Here is a 315-nt window from a genome sequence, read left to right on the forward strand (position 1 = left end):
TCTTCGGGGAGCCGTAAGTAGGCTTTGATCCGGAGGTCTCCGAATGGGGGAACCCAGCATGTGCAGACATGTTATTCATGAGTGAATACATAGCTTATGAAAGGAACACGCAGTGAACTGAAACATCTAAGTAGCTGCAGGAAGAGAAAGAAATTCGATTTCCCAAGTAGCGGCGAGCGACCAGGAAAGAGCCCAAACCGGCAGATTTATCTGCCGGGGTTGTAGGACTGAGTCATGGCACTTCAGAGGATAGCAGAAGCATTTGGGAAAATGCGCCAAAGAGGGTGAGAGCCCCGTAAGCGAAATCCAAAGAAG

1 rRNA gene is annotated in these 315 nt (G+C 49.5%); it reads left to right on the top strand.

From position 1 onward, the window contains the following. Window positions 1-315, top strand: a 23S ribosomal RNA gene (locus lacNas_RS10505); the annotation flags it as partial.

Origin of the sequence: Lactobacillus nasalidis, from assembly GCF_016587775.1 — a bacterium.
Classification (GTDB): domain Bacteria; phylum Bacillota; class Bacilli; order Lactobacillales; family Lactobacillaceae; genus Lactobacillus; species Lactobacillus nasalidis.